The 15,149-nt window shown below is 37.3% G+C and carries 26 protein-coding genes and 1 pseudogene; 24 read left to right on the top strand and 3 right to left on the bottom strand.

The features are described 5' to 3' along the window. Nucleotides 1-25: 25 nt before the first annotated feature. The 24 genes and pseudogenes from WDJ61_RS11560 to WDJ61_RS11445 all read left to right on the top strand — a co-directional run bounded on the left by WDJ61_RS11560 (nt 26) and on the right by WDJ61_RS11445 (nt 13,138). Nucleotides 26-208 (top strand): helix-turn-helix domain-containing protein, encoded by a 183-nt coding sequence (locus WDJ61_RS11560; protein ID WP_338749858.1) that lies wholly within the window; start codon nt 26-28, stop codon nt 206-208. A 63-nt stretch (nt 209-271) separates the two neighbouring features. Next, nucleotides 272-805: an XRE family transcriptional regulator gene (locus WDJ61_RS11555; RefSeq protein ID WP_338749856.1), complete on the top strand. Its 534-nt coding sequence runs from the start codon at nt 272-274 to the stop codon at nt 803-805. Beyond that, nucleotides 802-1,077 (top strand): hypothetical protein, encoded by a 276-nt coding sequence (locus tag WDJ61_RS11550; protein ID WP_338749854.1) that lies wholly within the window; start codon nt 802-804, stop codon nt 1,075-1,077. The genes WDJ61_RS11555 and WDJ61_RS11550 overlap by 4 nt, the downstream gene beginning before the upstream one ends. A gap of 319 nt (nt 1,078-1,396) precedes the next feature. Continuing rightward, entirely contained in the window at nt 1,397-1,615 is a 219-nt protein-coding gene (locus tag WDJ61_RS11545; protein ID WP_338749852.1) for a YqaI family protein, read from the top strand. 98 nt (nt 1,616-1,713) lie between these two features. Beyond that, nucleotides 1,714-2,658, top strand: a complete 945-nt coding sequence (locus WDJ61_RS11540; RefSeq protein WP_338754777.1) for a lambda-exonuclease family protein — start codon at nt 1,714-1,716, stop codon at nt 2,656-2,658. Then, nucleotides 2,658-3,524, top strand: coding sequence for a recombinase RecT (locus WDJ61_RS11535; protein ID WP_338749850.1), 867 nt, complete (start codon nt 2,658-2,660; stop codon nt 3,522-3,524). The genes WDJ61_RS11540 and WDJ61_RS11535 overlap by 1 nt, the downstream gene beginning before the upstream one ends. A 172-nt stretch (nt 3,525-3,696) precedes the next feature. Then, nucleotides 3,697-4,638, top strand: a complete 942-nt coding sequence (locus tag WDJ61_RS11530) for a winged helix-turn-helix domain-containing protein (protein ID WP_338749848.1) — start codon at nt 3,697-3,699, stop codon at nt 4,636-4,638. Beyond that, nucleotides 4,523-5,416 (top strand): ATP-binding protein, encoded by an 894-nt coding sequence (locus WDJ61_RS11525; RefSeq protein WP_338749846.1) that lies wholly within the window; start codon nt 4,523-4,525, stop codon nt 5,414-5,416. The genes WDJ61_RS11530 and WDJ61_RS11525 overlap by 116 nt, the downstream gene beginning before the upstream one ends. A gap of 175 nt (nt 5,417-5,591) precedes the next feature. Continuing rightward, complete coding sequence (locus WDJ61_RS11520; RefSeq protein WP_338749844.1) at nt 5,592-5,786, top strand: hypothetical protein; 195 nt, start codon at nt 5,592-5,594, stop codon at nt 5,784-5,786. Between the two features lie 3 nt (nt 5,787-5,789). Further along, the gene (locus WDJ61_RS11515) at nt 5,790-5,948 is read left to right on the top strand and encodes a DUF6011 domain-containing protein (RefSeq protein ID WP_338749842.1); all 159 of its coding nucleotides are present in this window, start codon (nt 5,790-5,792) and stop codon (nt 5,946-5,948) included. A 111-nt stretch (nt 5,949-6,059) separates the two neighbouring features. After that, complete coding sequence (locus tag WDJ61_RS11510) at nt 6,060-6,638, top strand: hypothetical protein (RefSeq protein ID WP_338749840.1); 579 nt, start codon at nt 6,060-6,062, stop codon at nt 6,636-6,638. A gap of 30 nt (nt 6,639-6,668) precedes the next feature. After that, complete coding sequence (locus tag WDJ61_RS11505; RefSeq protein ID WP_338749838.1) at nt 6,669-6,935, top strand: hypothetical protein; 267 nt, start codon at nt 6,669-6,671, stop codon at nt 6,933-6,935. Between the two features lie 17 nt (nt 6,936-6,952). Further along, the gene (locus WDJ61_RS11500) at nt 6,953-7,180 is read left to right on the top strand and encodes a DUF3850 domain-containing protein (protein WP_338749836.1); all 228 of its coding nucleotides are present in this window, start codon (nt 6,953-6,955) and stop codon (nt 7,178-7,180) included. A 12-nt stretch (nt 7,181-7,192) separates the two neighbouring features. Next, a complete protein-coding gene (locus WDJ61_RS11495; protein WP_338749834.1) occupies nt 7,193-7,375 on the top strand; it encodes a hypothetical protein in 183 nt (60 codons plus the stop codon). Between the two features lie 72 nt (nt 7,376-7,447). Further along, a complete protein-coding gene (locus WDJ61_RS11490; RefSeq protein ID WP_338749832.1) occupies nt 7,448-7,642 on the top strand; it encodes an XtrA/YqaO family protein in 195 nt (64 codons plus the stop codon). Continuing rightward, nucleotides 7,639-8,127 (top strand): hypothetical protein, encoded by a 489-nt coding sequence (locus WDJ61_RS11485; protein ID WP_338749830.1) that lies wholly within the window; start codon nt 7,639-7,641, stop codon nt 8,125-8,127. The genes WDJ61_RS11490 and WDJ61_RS11485 overlap by 4 nt, the downstream gene beginning before the upstream one ends. A 187-nt stretch (nt 8,128-8,314) precedes the next feature. Beyond that, nucleotides 8,315-8,465: pseudogene (locus tag WDJ61_RS19110) on the top strand (XtrA/YqaO family protein). A gap of 27 nt (nt 8,466-8,492) precedes the next feature. Continuing rightward, nucleotides 8,493-9,008, top strand: a complete 516-nt coding sequence (locus tag WDJ61_RS11475) for a DUF1643 domain-containing protein (protein WP_338749828.1) — start codon at nt 8,493-8,495, stop codon at nt 9,006-9,008. Between the two features lie 35 nt (nt 9,009-9,043). Beyond that, nucleotides 9,044-9,376: a nucleotide pyrophosphohydrolase gene (locus WDJ61_RS11470; RefSeq protein ID WP_338749826.1), complete on the top strand. Its 333-nt coding sequence runs from the start codon at nt 9,044-9,046 to the stop codon at nt 9,374-9,376. 15 nt (nt 9,377-9,391) lie between these two features. Beyond that, nucleotides 9,392-10,405 carry an HNH endonuclease gene (locus WDJ61_RS11465; protein ID WP_338749824.1) on the top strand — a complete coding sequence of 338 codons (1,014 nt, stop codon included), beginning with the start codon at nt 9,392-9,394 and terminating at the stop codon, nt 10,403-10,405. A gap of 57 nt (nt 10,406-10,462) precedes the next feature. Continuing rightward, nucleotides 10,463-11,296: an HNH endonuclease gene (locus WDJ61_RS11460; RefSeq protein WP_338749822.1), complete on the top strand. Its 834-nt coding sequence runs from the start codon at nt 10,463-10,465 to the stop codon at nt 11,294-11,296. Between the two features lie 31 nt (nt 11,297-11,327). Beyond that, a complete protein-coding gene (locus WDJ61_RS11455; RefSeq protein WP_338749820.1) occupies nt 11,328-12,323 on the top strand; it encodes a hypothetical protein in 996 nt (331 codons plus the stop codon). Nucleotides 12,324-12,431: 108 nt separating this feature from the next. Then, entirely contained in the window at nt 12,432-12,623 is a 192-nt protein-coding gene (locus tag WDJ61_RS11450) for a hypothetical protein (RefSeq protein ID WP_338749818.1), read from the top strand. An 11-nt stretch (nt 12,624-12,634) separates the two neighbouring features. Next, entirely contained in the window at nt 12,635-13,138 is a 504-nt protein-coding gene (locus WDJ61_RS11445; RefSeq protein ID WP_338749816.1) for a sigma-70 family RNA polymerase sigma factor, read from the top strand. 26 nt (nt 13,139-13,164) lie between these two features. Here the strand turns inward: WDJ61_RS11445 and WDJ61_RS11440 are convergent, their stop codons facing one another. The 3 genes from WDJ61_RS11440 to WDJ61_RS19105 all read right to left on the bottom strand — a co-directional run bounded on the left by WDJ61_RS11440 (nt 13,165) and on the right by WDJ61_RS19105 (nt 15,114). Next, nucleotides 13,165-14,244, bottom strand: coding sequence for a hypothetical protein (locus tag WDJ61_RS11440; protein WP_338749814.1), 1,080 nt, complete (start codon nt 14,242-14,244; stop codon nt 13,165-13,167). Further along, entirely contained in the window at nt 14,241-14,681 is a 441-nt protein-coding gene (locus tag WDJ61_RS11435; protein WP_338749812.1) for a Panacea domain-containing protein, read from the bottom strand. Before WDJ61_RS11435 ends, WDJ61_RS11440 begins: the two co-directional genes overlap by 4 nt. 166 nt (nt 14,682-14,847) lie before the next feature. After that, nucleotides 14,848-15,114, bottom strand: coding sequence for a hypothetical protein (locus tag WDJ61_RS19105; RefSeq protein WP_413789008.1), 267 nt, complete (start codon nt 15,112-15,114; stop codon nt 14,848-14,850). Nucleotides 15,115-15,149 lie beyond the last annotated feature (35 nt).

The raw sequence follows: 15,149 nt of genomic DNA, 5'->3' as shown, positions 1-15,149 counted from the left end.
GAAATCAGATAAGGAGGTGAGCTAAGTGAATCGCCAAACAATGACTGTCCAAGAAACAGCTGAATATCTTGGGGTACACACTGACACAATTTATACGATGGTTCGAGAGAAAGAAATTCCACATTTCCGAATTCGTCGCCGTATTTTCTTTACAACTGCGGCTATTGACAACTGGATACGTCAGCAAGAGCAGCAAGTTGTTTCATAAACCTAGTTTACTAGGGTTGTATGTATTAAGGAATTGACAAATGAATACAAAAAGGGGGCGTTGATGTTGATAAAAAAATCAGCAGACGTTGGAAGGGCAGTAACAAATTTGTTAGAGGAGGAGGGGATGACGAACGGACAAATGGCGTTTGATCTAAATGTCTCTACTCAGCTGGTCAGTCATTATAAACATGACAGGCGGCCGATGCAGCAAGACGTCGGAAAACAGGCCATTCAAATATACAACGATAACCCAGAGTTTGTTGGAGATTTGCTTCATGAGTTTAGTGGAGGCTACACATCGCCAGTGTTTCGTGGAAAAGCCATCGAACGTCACAGGCTTGCTGTAGAGGCAAATGCAGAAAGGGAGATCAAGGAAGCCTTGCAGAAGATCGAGGAGGTTTGTCTGGCTAAACCTCCGGCAGTTACCACTGCGGAAGAAAAAGAAAGTATCGAAAGCATGATGGACGAGCTAGTTGAGGCAAGAGCATTCATCGACAATCTCATAATGATGCTTGAGAAAGAATACAACATTTCGATTATGCAACGTATTAAACGTCTGATACCAAAGTGGAAGTCCAAGGGGTGGCTGGCATGAGCCAGATTAAAGAGCAAGAAATCAGTGAACGCAAATGTGTGTGGAGTTGTATATCCCGAATTGAGGAGTCAGTAATTAAATGCGATTACAGAGAAGCGAAGCTGACAACTGTTGATCTATTAAACTCGATTCGAGAGCTTGAGAGAATTGAAGAAATAAAGGAAAATCATCGAAATCTTGTGAGAGCAGTTCGTCAGTTACATGCGAAAGGCATTCCAGTTGAAAAGGTGGCAAGGCCGCTAGAACAAGCGATGGGAGGTAATCAAGCGTGAATTTTACTTTATCCGCAAGCAGATTGATGAAAGTGTCTGAAGTTAGGAAGCTATGTAAGGAAATGAAGAGTAATCCTGTTTTGCTTCTAGCATTGGATTTCGAAGCTAAAAAGCGTTACTTCGAACTAAAAGTAAAAGCGGTAAGCTAACTGGCATTAGCTCACCGCAAGTTGAACTTAATCTGAGAACATTATACCACAATTTTTCTTGGTGGGCACTTCGGTGCCTATCAAGCTGGGCAGGAAAGTGGGTTCCCCCTCTCCTATAGCGTTCCTGCTTGGCTTGATGGACATCATCCATCAGAAAGAAGGTGAAAAACATGAGAGATCATCCAATGATTGAACAGATTGAACGTACAGGTTATCCAGCATATCTAGAGGAACAAGTAGCAGACACGCCAATTGAGGATATGTTTGGTGATGAGATCTTAGACAATGACATTTATTTTGTTTTCAAGAATGGTGATGTCGTTCTTTCTGAAAACCTTGGTCATTATGCCATCGTTCATCTTGATGCTGACGAAGTGACAGCAGAATGAAAAAGACTCGCTTGGCAGAGCGAGCCTTTACAAAACAAATTAATTTCTTACATTGTACTGAACTTTGAAAATTTAATCAAGGAGTGAGAAGGTTGGCAATGAATTTGAACGCTATTTCTACTCGTGAAATGAGTCGAGCTGAATGGCTAGAGGAACGAACAAAGGGTATTGGTGGCAGTGATGCTGGAATTATTCTGGGCCTAAATAAATATCGGACAGCTTTCGAATTATGGTTGGAGAAAACAGGGCAAGTTACTCCTCAAGAAATTGACAATGAGGCTATCTACTGGGGAAACGAAATGGAGAATGTGGTCGCTAAAGAATTTGAAAAGCGTACAGATAAGAAGGTTCGCCGTAGCAATTTTATGTACAGTCACCCTGAATATCCATTTATCAAAGCAAATGTAGACCGTTTAGTTGTAGGTGAATCGGCTGTACTTGAATGTAAGACAGCCAGCGCTTATTTAGCTAAAGAGTGGGAAGCGGATGAAGTCCCAGACACTTATTTAGTTCAGGTCCAACATTATATGGGTGTCACCGGAAAGGAAAAAGGTTATATCGCCGTGTTGATCGGCGGGAATCGTTTTGTCTGGAAGGAAGTTGAACGTGATGAAGAACTGATCAACATGATTTTTGAAGCGGAGAAACACTTCTGGAAATATCACGTTTTACAAGGTAATCCTCCAGTTTTAGATGGATCAAGCGCTGCCGAAAAGTACTTGAAAGAAAAATACGATCGTGCAGAAAAAGATAAGGAAATTATCCTTTCATCTGACTATAAAGACTTACTATCTCAATACGAGAAAATCAAGGCTGATGAAAAGTTAATTAAAGCAGCCAAAACAGAAATTGAAAACAAAGTGAAAGCTGAATTGAAAGATGCTGAAACAGGCATTATCGATAGATTTCAGGTCTCTTGGAAAAATCAATCAAGAACAAGTGTTGATACGACAGCGCTAAAACAAAAGTTTCCAGATATATACCGTGAAGTTTTGAAAGAAACAAGTTTTCGTAAATTTGCAGTGAAGGAGTTTGATAACTAATGGCTACAAATTCAGCTTTGAAAAACCAATTAGCTAACAAAAAAGAGGCTACTAATCAAGTATCTGCTCAATCCTTAGGGCTTAAATCGTTGCTGGGCACACCTACGATGAAAAAGAAATTTGAACAGGTGTTAGATAAAAAAGCTCCGCAATTCATGGCGTCCCTATTGAATCTTTATAACGGAGATCCGAATTTGCAAGCAGCAGAGCCTATGTCTATCGTTTCTAGTTCTATGGTCGCCGCAGCTCTTGATCTACCGATCGATAAAAACCTTGGATATGCGTGGATTGTTCCGTTTTACGATAGCAAAAAAGGCTGCAAGGTAGCTCAATTCCAACTGGGATACAAAGGATACATTCAGTTAGCTCTTAGAACAGGTCAATATAAAGCGATTAATGTTATTCCTGTTCAGGAAGGCGAATTAATAAAATGGAATCGGCTTACAGAAGAAATAGAACTGGATTTAAATGCTGCATCTAGTGATAAAGTGATCGGCTATTGTGGATATTTCAAACTAATCAACGGATTTGAAAAGACGGTTTATTGGACACGAGATGAGGTTGAAGCTCACCGCATTAAACATAACAAGGCTAAAGATAAAAAATCGCTTAATAACGTCTGGAGATCAGATTACGATGCTATGGCTATGAAAACAGTCTTGCGTAATATGCTTGGCAAGTGGGGGATTCTCTCTATCGAAATGCAAACTGCATTTGCTGAGGATGAAAGAGAGATCAAAGATATTACTCCAGAAGAAGAGGATAAGAGCAATGAAGAAGACATCATTGATTATGTTCCTCCGGAAGAATCTTCTTCTAAGGATGAAAAGTCAGACATTCAGCAAGACTTTGGATTTGAAGGGTAATGCTTGATTTTAAAACAAATGTGCTCCTTCCAAAAAAGTTTTGGAAGGACGCGCTGAACCAAAAGCATTTGGAGCAAAAGGTTTTGAATTACATCAACAAAGGATATCCAGACTACGTGATTAGAGAAGTGAAAAACAGCTTCGCTGTTTGTGAGAGGAAGTAGGTGATACGATGCCCGATAGTTTTTACTTTCCTGTCTTTTCTGGGCTATTAACAGAAGAACACCGCAAGAAGGTAGGCCCAGCATTATGGGAGTTTCTATGGTGTATCAGTACAACAACAAAAGAAGTAATAGAGGACGGTGAACTTTTGGGCATAGTTCTTGGTGGAAAGCCAGTTTCTTATAACGATGTAGCCAAAGAGTTAGGTGGAAGTAAATCCACTGTGAAGCGTAATTTTGAAAAGCTTGAGCAAGAAGGATACATCTTGATGACTCGAACACCATATGGCCACATTATCAAAGTAAAGAACTCTAAGAAATTTAAAAAGAGTGCCGAAAATAGCACGGGTGCTAAATATGACACGGGTGCCAAAAATGAATACAGGGGTGCCATATTTGGTAGGGGGGGTGCCGAAAATGGTCACTCTAATAAAGATATAGAACTTGATATAAAACAAGATATAAATACTTCTGCTGCTAATAGCACGCGTGAAGAACCAACTGGCGGGGTGCCTACAACCGAAATCGTTCAGCTGCCCAATGGGAGTGTGGGACAAATACCAGGTAATTCTTCTAAAAGCAAAAGCGATTATGAACGTCTCCGTGACTATTACATGCAATTAGCAGGCATAGGTGGCTTTGATGTAAATGCAAAAGATCAAAAAAGCATCCAAGAGCTCCTAAGCTATGGAGTTGATATAGACAAAGCGTTGGAATGGACCCGATTATGCTTTGAAAACTATGCCCCTAAACATCCTAGAGACAAGATTAATAGCTTTAGCTACTGCTTACCGAAAATTTTAGATAAACATTTTGCTGAAAAGGAGGCTGCTACCAATGGCCAAAAGGTTTACCAGCATCGCGGAAGTTATGGCCGATCTACAGGCAAAGGCAAGTCAGCGGACCAAGTCTACAGAGAACTCGAAGAAGCTAGACGAGCTTGGGGAGGTTGAATACGAGTGTTCTATTTGCAAGGATGCCGAGTTGATTTTTCGAAGAGATGACGATGGATACGACTATGCTTCTCCTTGTGAATGCAGAGAAAGGAAAGCTTGGAAACGACGCTTTAAGCAGTCTATGATCCCAGATGAATTCACTCAAGCGAATTTTGAAAACTATGAAACTGTCTCATCCGTTCAACGAGACATGTTGGTATTAACAAAGGAATATCGATCACTTTTTAAGGTTGTCAAACAAGGTGATGAGAAAAAGAAGATCATTCCAGCTGATAATTTTGGGTTGATTGCTGTCTTCGGAGAACAAAGGCTGAAAGAAATGCCTGCTTCTGAAAGGTCGGTCTTCAAACAAAAGCATAACAACTATGGAATCGGCAAAACTCATTTGCAAATCGCTCTAGCTAAACAGTTGATCAAAGAAGGTTTCAACGTTCTAGTTGTTTCAGATGTTTCCTTCATGGAAGAACTGATGCAAGCCAAGAAAATGGATGATGGTGGAGAAACCTACAATCAGCTGTTAAAAGGTGCTCTTACTGCTGATGTGCTCATCTGGGACGATATCGGAAAAGTGAACTGGACAGAGCCTCGTGAGCGAATGTACTACACGATCATTAACGAGCGTTACCGAAAGCAAAAACCTATTGTTTTCAACAGTAATGAGGATCGAGGAACGCTTGCTAACAAGATAGGCTACGCAGCTGCTAGTCGTCTGATCGGCCAATGTGGTGATTATTTACAAGATGCAGAAGGAATTGACTGGAGGTTGAAGCGATAATGTGTAACTTATGCAACGGCACGTATGTTGATAAAGGCAGCAGTGGCTCTTTGATGTTTGTGCAACCGTGTCCTAAGTGTGGACCAAAGCCGAAAGAAATTCGGGATAAGGAAAAGGCTGAGTTCCAGAGGAGATTTGCAGAAGCTAAACGTCTCTACGGAAAGGACGCGGGGTGATGGCTAAGGGATGGAAAGCACAGACACCAAGGACGCTTCGAAAATTAGTCTATGCGCTGAACGAACATAAATTAGATCAAAACATTGAGGCGCATGAAAGTCGCGGCTGGAAGCGTGCTAGCGAGGTCAAAAAACATGGCTATGGCGTAGCGGTGCTGATGGAGTTTCCGCAGCGAGAAAGCAAGGTGATATGAAGCATGATTTGTCCAGTATGTAACCGGCCGCTCAAAAGCAAAGAAAGCATCGCAAAAGGAATCGGTCCTGTTTGCGAAACAAAGATAAAAGATCATGCAAATGAACCACTAGAAGGGCAGACATCAATAGATGATTATTTGCAAGGAACCCATAATGATTGAATACTGTTGCAAGGATTGCCAAGTGTCCGAGCTACACTTGGCGGTCATACCTAAAAAATTGTGTCCTAAGTGTAAGTGCTATATGGAAGCGATCGAATTGGAGGATGAATGATGGAAAACCTTGAAGAACATATCAAGAAATATTGGTTTCCTGATCACGTAGCTGATTATCAAGATCACAGTGATTTAAAAGTGTTGGATTGGGAAAAGCCAGGTACAGGAATGTATTATTGTCGTTATGTTTTTGATGGAAACAAAATGTATGTATCAGGAGACATTGGAGAAGCTGTCTTTTGGTTTACAGAAAAAGCTGATTTGTTTAATCAATGTAAATACAATCTTGAATACTTTGAAGAGAAATTGCGAGCCTATAACGGAGAACGTCGTAACTTTGAAGCAGACGTTGCGATCAAGCGTATGCGGGAATGGTTGAATGATTTGAAGGTGGATGAAATTGAATACGACCATGATGAAATGAGAATTTTGTTTGAGGAAACACGCAATTGTGATTCAAAACGAGAATGGGAAGAGATTATCCATAGTCATCATGATTTTATTCAAAATCTCGAATATGACTACTGGGAATGGATGTATGAAGCTGGTGATGAAGTTCCTATGCGCATCAAAGGATATTTAGTCGGATTAAAGATGGCCGCCGAACAACTGAAAAGTAAAGCCAGTATTGCGTAGTCCGTTGAAAATGAGAAGGAGGTAACCTTAATGCCTGCTGGCACAAGTGTATCAAAACAAGAAAAGGTGGCTATTAGACGAGATTTGCGTTCGGTATTGAAGTCAATGGACCGTGAGACATTGCTTGCAACATGGTATGGATTCGGCTGGGGCTGGGCGGTAAGAGAACAGAACGCCGAGAAAATGAATCAGGCGAAGGTGGTAATGGCAGGGATAACTGATGAACAGATCATGCGGCTGATATTAGATCGCGATGTACAGGGTGTTGTGAACACATTGGAAAAGGGATATTGGTAGCGAAAGGAGCGAAAAAGATGAAACACCAATTAAAAATTGAACCAGAGTATTTCGAGGCTGTTCGCAACAAAACGAAAACATTCGAAATCCGTAAGTATGACCGAAATTTCAAAGTTGGAGATATATTGTCTCTACGCGAATTCGATCCATCCCATGGATATACAGGGAGAAGTTTAGAAAGGAAAGTCACTTACATCACTGATTATGCTCAGCAAGAAAACTATGTGGTTATGGCCATTAAATGAGGAGGTATCCAATTGGGCCTTTTAATAGAATCGCAGATTAAGAGTTTGTCGGTCGCGGGGCTACATTTGTTAGCAAAAGATGCGGAGCGGCGGATAGGCTCTCATGTAGCCGGCGGCGATCCAGTAGCTGCTTATGTGGACCATCAGAAATATATCTTGGATTTAGTCCAGGAAGAATTGAAGAGAAGAAAATAAAAAAGCCAGGAAGCTCCCGGCCTTTGAATAGTATCAGCAAATCTATTTTAACAGATCGGGGGCTTCTCTACCATGAAAGAAATTATGATTGATCCAGCCACAATGAAGATGGAATTAGATATAATGGAATTACCAAACAGCTGTGTGGTGGTGATCTGTGATGGCAAGGTGAAACTCAGAGAATTGCCACCGCATGGGGAATATAAGATTGTTACGCACCAGGGGAAAGTGAAGCGGATGAGACGGGAGGAAGGGGAAGAGTTTTGAGTACAAAAGACATTTTGTTGATTGTTTTAGGTAATGCAGGTTTATTTACTCTTTTAGGTGTACTATTTAAAGGTCATTTTGATAAAAAGCTAGCAGACCAAAATGGATTAATAACAAAAGAAGTAGAAAAATTAAAAAAAGAAGTTGAATTCGATTTTAAAAATCGTGAAGAACTCCTAATAAAAAAAAGGAATGTATACAACGATTTAGTTGATTCGATGTCAATTTTTATTGGTCAAAGAGTTCCTAAAGAGAAACAAGAAGAATATCAGGAAAAGTTTTTGAAAGCTTACGATACAGCGTGGTTATGGGCAAGTGATGATGTATTGGAAGAACTCTCAAATTATATGCAATTAAAAATTGAAGGAAAGACCGGAGAGGATGAACAACAGGCTTTTGCTAAGTGCGTTTTAGCAATGCGAAAAGATATAGGATTTGTAGAAACTAAAGTGTCGATTGACAATTATAAATTTATAATTTTTTAGTTCTACCAGCTAACTGGAGGACACTGGACGGACACGAAAAGTCGTGAGCTGTTTAGTGCCCTCTTTTTTATTTTTATGAAGCACATGAGGAAGGTGAAACCTACTTTAAGGAAACAGAACATCTTTATTCAAAAAATTGGGAGGGATTTTTGTTAGATTAAAAGAATTAGAAATAAATACTAGTACAATGTTACTAGAATTGGATATAATTGATATGAATAATAAAGCCGTAGTGATCTGTGATGGTAAGGTAAAAGCCGCAGCATGGAGAAGTGAAAGTAATTATGCATCAAGGAAAAGTAAAGAGAGTCAAATTTGATGAAGGAGAGGATTTTTAAATTCTCTTCTTTAAAAGGAGAGAGGAAATGAAGAATTCAGTACAGATATCGTCCCATACTATTGAAACGAAAGCTGTTTTTAGTGATTGTGGTAAGTATCGATATTCTTTATCCCGTAAGATCGTTGGAAGGGATCGTAAAATAACTTTCATCATGTTTAATCCAAATGTGAGAGATGATATTCAGTTAGGTCCTACAGCCAATTTTTGTTTTAATTACGCGGTGAAGCATAATTTTGGAGAAATGGAATTAGTGAATCTATTTGCTCTTCGGTCTGAAAGTATAAGTAAGTTAAAAGATCAAGTACGAGATCAAGGAATTGATCCTGTCGGTCATCTAAATGACTATTACATAAAAGAAGCAGTTAAAGAATCAGAAAAAGTTGTCTTAGCTTGGGGAGCAGATGGAGGATTTAAAAGAAGGGATAAAGAAGTTTTGCAAATGATAGAGAACGTCCCTCTATATTGCTTTAAGAAAACCTCTAAAGGAAAGCCAGAATATCCTAAGAGAACAATGGATGTTGAATTAATGGAGTTTGAATAATTAGAATGTCCAGATAGTAGAGTAAGGTGGTTGCTATGAATAAAGATTTGATTCAGAAGGTCTTAAAATTTAGAAATGAAAGAAATTGGGAACAGTTTCATAACCCTAAAGATTTGGCCATATCGCTGTCTTTAGAAGCTAGTGAGCTATTGGAGAACTTTCAATGGAAAACAAATGAAGAAGCCATAGAAGAAAATAGTGAAAATATAAAAGATGAGTTGGCGGATGTACTAATTTACTCTATCTTGCTTGCTGAAAAGCTTGATTTGAATATAGAAGATATCATTGAGAACAAACTAGAAAAGAACAGCCAAAAGTATTCTGTTGAAAAAGCTTTTAATTCAAAGAAAAAATACACAGACTTATAAATAGAGGAGAAAGTCATGCTATATTACTTTACTGCAAGTGATAAAAATGCTCAAGTTCATTTTCACGACACAATACAAAATCCATATCCTATAGGTCCTCTTTTACATTTGATAAGAGATGATGAAGTACTACAGATGCTAAAAGATAATTCAGCTGATGAATATGTATATATGTGGGGAGCTGTTCCTGGGAGTGGAAATATAGCGAGATGGAATAAACTTGAATCAGGAGATAGAATATTAGCGTATTCCCAAGGTGATTTTTTATACTATGGTACTATTTTTGGCAAAACACAGAACAAAGAGATTGCTAGCATTATCTGGGGAGAGAACAAGCAAGGTAACTCGTGGGAGTACATCTACTTTATTAAAGATCTAAAGCCGATCAAGGTTAGTGCAGAAGAGTTTGCTGCTTTTTTTGGCTACAAGTTAAATTTCACTCCTCAAGGCTTTAGTAATGTAAGGAAGGATCTATTAGATATAAAATTAAAAAAGTATGAGAGTATTGACCATATGGTTTCAACTTTAAACAACTCTTTTAGATTATCAGAGGATGAAGATGAATTAGATAATTATCAGCAGTCCTTGGATTCAGATTATAAAGACGTAGATACTAATGTTCCAGAAAAGCCAGAAAAGAGAAAGAAACCTCGTCAAAAAGAAGGGAAAGAAGTTTGGCCACGCGATGCAAAAAAAGCGAAAGTCGCCATTAAAAAAGCATCTTTCATGTGTGAGATTGATGATTCGCATGAAAGCTTTTTGTCAGCAAGTAGTGGAAAGCAATACATGGAAGCCCATCATTTGATTCCATTAAAGGTGCAGCATGAATTTGAAAATAACTTAGATGTTGTAGGGAATATTGTAAGTCTTTGCCCCAACTGTCATAGAAAAATACATCATTCGCAGAAAAAAGAAAAACAATTACTTTTGCAAATCCTTTTTAAACAACGTGAAAAGGTATTGAAAAACTATGGTATAGAAATTGATCTAGATTATCTCTACTATGCTTATGCTATTAAATCATCGTAAACCATTGACGTAATTGAAACGTATGAAGCGTGAGGAAGGAGATGAGATTTAGCGTTTATGGATATTTCAAGTCTTAGATCTGGTCAGGTCATCGATAATCAACAGTTAGCATCAATTTTCAAATGTGCTCCTCAGGGAGGAATGAGAAGGTCTCTAACAACAAATTCCTTAGTTTTAGTCACACATGCCGATAAAACTCTCTATAACGATAGATGGGAAGGGGAAATTCTGCACTATACTGGTATGGGACAGAGTGGAGATCAGAGTTTAGAATTCCAGCAGAATAAAACCCTTAATAACTCTAATCATTCGGATATAAAGGTTTATCTATTTGAAGTTTTTAAAGAAAAAGAATATACATTTCATGGGGAAGTAAAGCTGATAGGTGATCTTTATCAAGAGCTACAGGATGGAGCAGATGGTGCGAGCAGGAAGGTATGGATTTTTCCAATTAAGGTCATCGATCAAAATTGGCATGTTCCCAAAAGCTTAATCAAAGAAACAGAAGAAAAGAAAGAGAAAAAATTAAAAAGATTATCAGATCAAGAGCTTTTAAAGAGAGCCAAAGAAGGTTCTAAAAAAGCATCGACAAGAAAAACATCAGAAGGCACAGTTTACATTAGAAATCAGTATGTAAAAGCACTTTCCTTGAGAATGGCTCGAGGCATCTGTCAATTATGTGATCAACCAGCACCTTTTAAAGATAAACAGAACAATCCTTATCTTGAAGTGCATCATATCGAGTGGCTTTCTCGTGGTGGAGATGATTCTATAGAGAATACAATAGCGTTATGTCCAAATTGTCATAAGAAAATGCATGTACTTGATGAGAAATCCGATGTTAATAAGTTGAAGCTGAGAAACAATGAGCTGCTGTTATTAAGTATATGAAGCGGATGAGACGGGAAGAAGGGGAAAAGTTTTGAGTTTTTTTAAAAGTAATAAAAAAGAACAATTTGATATAGAGAAACTGCAAAGCGATGGAGGTAAAACAACATTTTTTATTGGTTTTTCACTAATCCTATTAGGTTTAATTGATTCCGTAAAGCCTGTACCGAACCAGTTTGTAATAGGAGCAACGTTATCAGGGTTTTGTTTTGTTTTGTCAGATTTTATATTAGTAGGTGAGACATCTGTGAAGAAGTCAGATGCAATCGCACATTACATCTGTCAGATGTTAGGGGTGTTATTTCTTTTTTTATTACCTGCATTTTTAACAATGTACCCTTTTGGTATAGACATTTTAAAGAAATATTCAGATGCTTTTACACTCGTGGCACTAGGGGTATCTTTTATCATAATGTCATATAAAGCTATTCAGTACCAAAATCGTAAAATGAAAAATCAGGAAGACTTAACTTTGCGAATGAATAAAGTGAGGTTAGAACAGATAAAAATCAATTCAAAAACTTCTTTTGAATATATGAAAACGATTGAAAAAGAATATTTGTTAGGGGATACACTAAAAGATAAAATTGAATTTACACATAAATTTAAATCAGGTCATACAATAGATGAAGTAAATTATTTGTACAACGAGATGAGTGGGTATAAAGAAGGCGGAGTATTTTTCACAAATAATTATTTATCTCTCTATATCCCACTTTTCACAATAATTTTTACTGTCATTAATGTTTTGTTAGGAGCGTTGTTGAATTGGAGTAATTCTACAACATTAAAGCTGATAGAAGAGGAATTAAAAAAAGAAAAACCCAGATTCGATAATATAATTGATGGATATAATTCTGTCTTTTCGGAAGTGGTAGATGCTTTATTAATAGGTATTGCTATTATATTAATATTCTTTTCATTTTTTCTTTATTATAGGAATAAAAAACAAAGTCAACAGATAAAATATGTTTCTTTTTTGCAAAGCGTTCAAACCCTTTACAATAAAGATTGTAACGATGTTAATTAATAAACAATAGTTCTCTCAGCCATCTGAAGGACACCAAAACTTTAGAGTAGCTTTACAGCTGCTTTAGAGCTTGGTGTCCTTTTTTATTTGCCAAAAGGAGTGATCGAGATGAACCGAAGCTTGAAGGAGCAGCTGAAAGAGTGGAAACGGCATCATCAAGAAGTGAAGCAAAAGAAAAAGAAGTGGAAGAAACAGCCTGTCAGGAAGCCGGAGTCTTTATCTGAGAGCGAATTGAGGTACTTGATGGGTACAGGCAGACCGACATATAAGCGCCACCGTGGATCATTTAGACAACGATAAGGAGGATCAATATGAGAACACTTATTTTTGAATATAAACAATCATTAAGAGAACTGAAAAAAATGAAGGCCGCTATCGAAGCTGAAGAAGAATTATCAGAGCTGGATCAACAAGATAAGTCGATGATCAATAGCATGATTAGTGACGTGGAGTTTGCTATTCAGTGGATGGTGTCTGGCCGGAATCCAGATGCAATGCGTGGAGCAGATCGAAGTGATGTGTACCTAGTTAATCAGCAGGTATTAGATAAAATAGAGTTAACTTTGTTGCATGACAAAGTAGATTATCAAGAATACAATGATGTAATCTCTAGCAATGAGGTCATCCTAAACGCCTTGCAATCACTTACACATAGGGAGAAAGATTGCTTCATTATGACACAATGCGAAGGACTAACTTTTGAATACGTAGGTGAGTTAATGGGAGTGAAAAAAGGAACTGTGCAAAAAAATGTAGAACGAGCGAAACAGAAAATTGAACGTGAATTAGAAAGTAACTTATTCCTTTGTGGGTAAGTAATATGTATAAAAAAGAAGCAAGGTTATAGCCCTGCTTCTTTTTTGTTTTTATCCCTTGGGTAATAAAATGTTGTTTTGGTACCATCTTCACTCTTTCCTGTAGTCTTCTCTTTAAATGACCAAATCTTGAAATGAAAAGTTAAACCAAACCATAACCATAAAGCAGGCATTAAGAAAAAGATTCCTTGCCAAGCCCATTTGATGTGAGTGTTACTTAATATTAAGGCACTCCCTATTAATAGGAGTAAGATTAGGATAAAGTGTGTGATTACTAATGTCGGGTGTTTTTCTCTAATTTTATTGCTATTGGTATTACTTGATAAACTAAGACCCGTCATCTTTGCTATCCCATTTAATAAAAAGAATAAAATCAAAATAACTCCGGAACAACCGATTGAGCTTATTATCAAAATTTCACCAATACTGAGTTTATGAGCATTATTAAAGAGGCTAGTGAAGCCTTGAATGCTACCAAAAGCCCCCATTAAAATAGCTGCGAAAATACCTAAAATAGAAATAAATTGAGTTAATAGGCCTTTGTATTGAGCCTCGGCTTCTTCTTTTAATCGTGAGTAACTTTCATTTAATTGAAGATAATCTTTTTTTAGTTCATCCATTTCTTTGATTTTTAGTGTAGTGAAATTAGTTTTTTGTACAATTGCTAGGTCTATATGACGTAGGATCTTATAAAATTTCTTTTTGGCATCATCTAAATTAGCGGTATTTATACAGTTACCTTCATTAAAATATTGTTCTCCCCGTTTGCGCAAATCAGCAGTGAAACTAAACAAAATTTCTTCTGGTGTGTTTTCAAATACACATTCTGTTATCTTGTCATAGGGAATGATTTCATAGTCAAATGAAGTCTTTTCAAGTTTTTGCATAAATGTATAAAATGATCTTTTTAATTTATTGTCTTTCTTTTGTTTTCCCTTTTCATCCATATTGGCATTTAAATGTTTGGATCTATTATCAAGGTCAATAATAAATTGTATCGAAAAATCTTTTTCTTCTTTTGAATCATTTATCTTTTCAGAAGAAAAAGTCTGGATTAGTTCTTCTAAAACTTCTAAAAAACTTTCTTCCTGTACATTATTGTTCATCTTGTAAAGTCCTTGTGTATCTCATCTAAAGTATAGCTTTCAACAAAATTTCTCGAAAGTATATCTTGTTCATTGTCTGCCCAAGATGGCATATCATGTGACACGCGAACTAATTCAAAAACATCAATTTGTAACAGTTGGGCGATCATTTGATCCCAACCACTGTATTCATCTTGATAAATTCCTTGAAAATCTTTAGTGATATCCTTGTCTTTTAAGTGGTTAAAACGATAATAAATTGATTCGACCACTGGTCCATATTGCCATTTATCAAAGGGGATATCATAGGTCTCGATAGCCAAATCATCAATATCGGATCTACGCAAATGCATCCCTAATGCGAAAAACATTACCTTTTGTAGTTGTAAATTTGTTACAGGTAAACTGTGGGTTTTTCCAACTGCAATAATATGGTTTGCTAATTCTCTCATGCCCATAACAAACTCCCCCCTTGTTAGAATTAAAAAAAGCCCCGATGATGTACTGACGGGCTTGGTAGAAATATGTATATAAGCCCTCGAAATCCTTTCGATGAACCCTTTCTAAAACGATTCCACATTACCATAATACCACAATTACACCAATTTATCCACAACCGAGTGTCTATTCGTAAGGTATTCTATTTTTTGTCTTACGATTGATACATATATGAGAAGAATAATTTCGCCATCCTTGCGGTAGCGTTTTTCTATTAAAAATAAAAACCCCATCAATTGATAGGGTCAAATTTTCTTCTTCAGTCCACATTCGTGTAAAAATACGTAATTGTGGACTGAACTTACCGCAGTTATCGCAGCGACCAGCGGAGATATCGAGGTATTCATTGTAGTCGTAAACAATGTTCAAATCATATTCTTTTTTCTCTTCCATGATGATCACCTTCTCATTATGATTACTCAATTATT

This window comes from Bacillus sp. FJAT-52991, assembly GCF_037201805.1.
Classification (GTDB): Bacteria; Bacillota; Bacilli; order Bacillales; family Domibacillaceae; genus Bacillus_CE; species Bacillus_CE kandeliae.
This window is presented reverse-complemented; position numbering and strand designations above follow the sequence as displayed.

Bases quoted from the DNA above. Each gene is read 5' to 3' on its own strand.
- WDJ61_RS11435 (WP_338749812.1), bottom strand. From the start codon at position 14,681: ATGGGCATGAGAGAATTAGCAAACCATATTATTGCAGTTGGAAAAACC.
- WDJ61_RS11555 (WP_338749856.1), top strand. From the start codon at position 272: ATGTTGATAAAAAAATCAGCAGACGTTGGAAGGGCAGTAACAAATTTG.
- WDJ61_RS11505 (WP_338749838.1), top strand. From the start codon at position 6,669: ATGCCTGCTGGCACAAGTGTATCAAAACAAGAAAAGGTGGCTATTAGA.
- WDJ61_RS11520 (WP_338749844.1), top strand. From the start codon at position 5,592: ATGGCTAAGGGATGGAAAGCACAGACACCAAGGACGCTTCGAAAATTA.
- WDJ61_RS11500 (WP_338749836.1), top strand. From the start codon at position 6,953: ATGAAACACCAATTAAAAATTGAACCAGAGTATTTCGAGGCTGTTCGC.
- WDJ61_RS11550 (WP_338749854.1), top strand. From the start codon at position 802: ATGAGCCAGATTAAAGAGCAAGAAATCAGTGAACGCAAATGTGTGTGG.
- WDJ61_RS11470 (WP_338749826.1), top strand. From the start codon at position 9,044: ATGAATAAAGATTTGATTCAGAAGGTCTTAAAATTTAGAAATGAAAGA.
- WDJ61_RS11530 (WP_338749848.1), top strand. From the start codon at position 3,697: ATGCCCGATAGTTTTTACTTTCCTGTCTTTTCTGGGCTATTAACAGAA.
- WDJ61_RS11545 (WP_338749852.1), top strand. From the start codon at position 1,397: ATGAGAGATCATCCAATGATTGAACAGATTGAACGTACAGGTTATCCA.
- WDJ61_RS11445 (WP_338749816.1), top strand. From the start codon at position 12,635: ATGAGAACACTTATTTTTGAATATAAACAATCATTAAGAGAACTGAAA.
- WDJ61_RS11535 (WP_338749850.1), top strand. From the start codon at position 2,658: ATGGCTACAAATTCAGCTTTGAAAAACCAATTAGCTAACAAAAAAGAG.
- WDJ61_RS11465 (WP_338749824.1), top strand. From the start codon at position 9,392: ATGCTATATTACTTTACTGCAAGTGATAAAAATGCTCAAGTTCATTTT.
- WDJ61_RS11460 (WP_338749822.1), top strand. From the start codon at position 10,463: ATGGATATTTCAAGTCTTAGATCTGGTCAGGTCATCGATAATCAACAG.
- WDJ61_RS11525 (WP_338749846.1), top strand. From the start codon at position 4,523: ATGGCCAAAAGGTTTACCAGCATCGCGGAAGTTATGGCCGATCTACAG.
- WDJ61_RS11490 (WP_338749832.1), top strand. From the start codon at position 7,448: ATGAAAGAAATTATGATTGATCCAGCCACAATGAAGATGGAATTAGAT.
- WDJ61_RS19105 (WP_413789008.1), bottom strand. From the start codon at position 15,114: ATGGAAGAGAAAAAAGAATATGATTTGAACATTGTTTACGACTACAAT.
- WDJ61_RS11440 (WP_338749814.1), bottom strand. From the start codon at position 14,244: ATGAACAATAATGTACAGGAAGAAAGTTTTTTAGAAGTTTTAGAAGAA.
- WDJ61_RS11515 (WP_338749842.1), top strand. From the start codon at position 5,790: ATGATTTGTCCAGTATGTAACCGGCCGCTCAAAAGCAAAGAAAGCATC.
- WDJ61_RS11510 (WP_338749840.1), top strand. From the start codon at position 6,060: ATGGAAAACCTTGAAGAACATATCAAGAAATATTGGTTTCCTGATCAC.
- WDJ61_RS11450 (WP_338749818.1), top strand. From the start codon at position 12,432: ATGAACCGAAGCTTGAAGGAGCAGCTGAAAGAGTGGAAACGGCATCAT.
- WDJ61_RS11540 (WP_338754777.1), top strand. From the start codon at position 1,714: ATGAATTTGAACGCTATTTCTACTCGTGAAATGAGTCGAGCTGAATGG.
- WDJ61_RS11475 (WP_338749828.1), top strand. From the start codon at position 8,493: ATGAAGAATTCAGTACAGATATCGTCCCATACTATTGAAACGAAAGCT.